This is a genomic window from Microbacterium sp. (assembly GCF_029263575.1).
GTDB lineage: Bacteria > Actinomycetota > Actinomycetes > Actinomycetales > Microbacteriaceae > Microbacterium.
This window is the reverse complement of record NZ_JAJUFV010000236.1, coordinates 1-2983: the sequence shown is the minus strand read 5'-3', so window position 1 is coordinate 2983 and position 2983 is coordinate 1. Positions and strand designations below refer to the sequence as shown.

The window sequence follows — 2983 nt, the reverse complement described above, 5'->3', positions numbered from 1 at the left end:
CATCGCAGCACGCTCACGCTCGAACACGCGCGCCGGGCCTTCGAAGACGTCGGCGTCGAAACCGGCCGACTTCACGACCGCGCCCTCCGGGGCCATCGACCCGTGCAGGATCGTGATGCCACCGGACGCGTGGATCGGGTTGTCGAAGTTGTGGATGACCTCGCCGTCGATCGGGTCGGGATTGAGCTCAGCGAGGTTCTCAGCGAGAGTCTTGCCCGTGACCGTGAGGGCATCGCCGTGCAGCAGGCCCTCATCGAGCATGGCCTTCATGATCACCGGGATACCGCCCTGACGATCGACGTCGTTCATGACGTACTTGCCGAAGGGCTTCATGTCAGCGATGTGCGGGGTGCGGTCGCCGATGCTGTTGAAGTCGTGCAGGTTCAGCTCGACCTGCGCCTCACGCGCGATCGCCAGCAGGTGCAGCACGACGTTGGTCGAGCCGCCGAGAGCCATCGCGAGCGCGATCGCGTTCTCGAACGACTCCTGGGTCAGAATGTCCTTCGTCGTGATGCCCTGACGCAGCAGGTTCACAACAGCTTCACCGGAACGGTGCGCGAAGTAGTCACGCCGACGATCCGCCGACGGCGGCGCCGCCGACCCGGGAAGGCTGAGGCCCAGAGCCTCCGCGACCGATGCCATCGTGTTGGCCGTGTACATGCCACCGCATGCGCCCTCGCCGGGAGCGAAAGCGCACTCGATGCGCTTGAGGTCCTCCTCCGACATGCGACCGGCGCGGCACGCCCCGACGCCCTCGAAGGAGTCGATGATCGTGATGTCCTTCTCGGTGCCGTCCGAGAGCTTCACCCAGCCCGGAGCGATCGATCCCGCGTAAAGGACGACGCTCGACAGCCCCAGGCGTGCGCTCGCCATCAGCATGCCCGGGATCGACTTGTCACAGCCAGCCAGCAGCACGCTGCCATCGAGACGTTCGGCCATCATGACGGTCTCGACGGAGTCAGCGATCACCTCACGCGAGACGAGAGAGAAGTGCATGCCCTCGTGGCCCATCGAGATGCCGTCCGAGACCGACACGGTGCCGAACTGCAGCGGGTAGCCGCCGCCGGAGTGCACGCCCTCCTTCGCGGACTGCGCGAGGCGGTCAAGGCTGAGGTTGCACGGCGTGATCTCATTCCAGCTCGACGCGATGCCGATCTGCGGCTTGTCCCAATCGGCATCCCCCATCCCGACAGCACGAAGCATGCCTCGGGAGGTCGTAGCCTCGATGCCGTCGGTGACGACACGGCTACGGGGCTTGATGTCGACGGGCGCGTTGGAGGAAGGATCGTGCGATGACATGACGGCAGTCTATTCCCGTCCGGAGGCCCGCTCGGACGCGAGCACCTCCAGAAGCGCCGCAATCTGTTGTGGAGTGTCCACACGAATCGCTGCGGCAGACTCCCCCGGTCCCACGCGCACCCCGAGATCACCGGGCTCCAGAACGCGCATCGCGTCTTCGTCTGTCACATCGTCACCGGCGAAGAGAATGCCCGTCGCGGCGAAGTGCTCGCGCAACCGGTGCATCGCGGCATCCTTGCCTTCCAGGCGTGACGAGAACTCCAGCACACGGTGTCCGACGCGACGCCGCCAGTGCGGAAATCGAGCCGCGACGAGCGCGTCGATCTCGGCGAACGCCGCCGCTTCGTCTTCGGGCGTGGCGCTTCGGGTGTGGATGCCCATCCCGAACGCCTTGGGCTCGAGACCAACACCGGCGTAACGGTCGACGATCGGCTGAGCAGCAGCCCACAGCTCTTCCTTCGACTCGCCTTCGGGCGAGTCCTCGAGCTCATCGCTGTGAGCGTCACCGCCCGGGAACCAGTACTGCGCACCGTGTGAGCCAGCCAGCGCCACGACCGACGCCGGGGTGTGCTCGGTGATCTCCTGCAGATCGTGCATGCTACGGCCAGAGACATAGGCGATGAACGTGTCAGGAAGCGCTGCGAGACGCTCGAGCTGCGCCGTCACCTCCGGCAGCGCCCGCGCCGCCATCGGCTCGGGAACCAGCGGCGATGCCGTGCCGTCGAAATCGAGCGCGACCACGAGCCGCGGCGTCCTCGCGATCTGCGTGAGAGCGTCCTCGACGGCTTCGGGATTCCAGGTGCGGGTCACAGCGATTCTCCTCGTCAGATCGGTCGCCACCAGCCTCTCACGAGTGCGTCGAGCGAGAGGACGCCAGCGCCTCCAGGAACGATGACGACCACGCGTTCACGTCGTGTTCGAGCACGCGGCGGCGCAGCGCACGCATCCGTCGGGACTGCTCGGTCGGGGTCATCTCCACCGCCGTCATGATCGCGTCTTTGAGGAATTCGATGTCGTGCGGGTTCACCATCACCGCCTGTCGAAGCTCGTCCGCGGCACCGGTGAACTCGCTCAGCACGAGCGCGCCCCGGTTGTCTGCGCGCGTGGCGATGTACTCCTTGGCGACGAGATTCATGCCGTCGCGCAGCGCTGTCACCAGCATCACGTCGGCTGCGAGATACAGCGCGACCATCTCTTCGAGCGGAAAGGCCTGGTGCAGATAGCGAATAGCGGAATGTCCTACGGTGTCGGTGTTTCCGTTGATGCGTCCGACAGCGAGTTCGATCTCGTCGCGCAGATGCACATAGGCATCCACCCGTTCGCGGCTCGGACTCGCCACCTGAATGAACGTGACGTCCTCGACACTGAGACGCCCCTCGGCGAGCAATTCGCCGTAGGCCTTGATGCGGTGACGGATGCCTTTGGTGTAGTCGAGTCGGTCGACCCCCAGCAGGATCTTCTTCGGGTTTCCGAGGCTGTGGCGTATCTCAGCTGCCCGAGCCTGCACCTCGGGCTTGCCGATGAGCTCGAGGTAGGGCGAGGGATCGATAGAGATCGGGAACGCCTTCGCGATCACGCTGCGGTGCCCGTCGGGCGTCGGCACGGCGACGGTCGCCTGTTTCACGTCGTACTTCAGTCTCCGGCGGACGGCCGCGAGGAAGTACGTGGCGTCCTGGGGGCGCTG

The 2983-nt window shown here is 65.7% G+C and carries 3 protein-coding genes; all 3 read right to left on the bottom strand.

Annotated features, from left to right (window positions below):
* Nucleotides 1–1299: dihydroxy-acid dehydratase (locus Q1J95_RS15495; RefSeq protein WP_300269294.1), on the bottom strand; the 1299-nt coding region annotated here is incomplete at its 3' end.
* A gap of 9 nt (nt 1300–1308) precedes the next feature.
* Nucleotides 1309–2109, bottom strand: a complete 801-nt coding sequence (otsB, locus tag Q1J95_RS15490; RefSeq protein ID WP_300269292.1) for a trehalose-phosphatase — start codon at nt 2107–2109, stop codon at nt 1309–1311.
* A 37-nt stretch (nt 2110–2146) separates the two neighbouring features.
* The coding region (locus Q1J95_RS15485; protein WP_300269289.1) for a trehalose-6-phosphate synthase at nt 2147–2983 on the bottom strand (837 nt) is incomplete at its 5' end.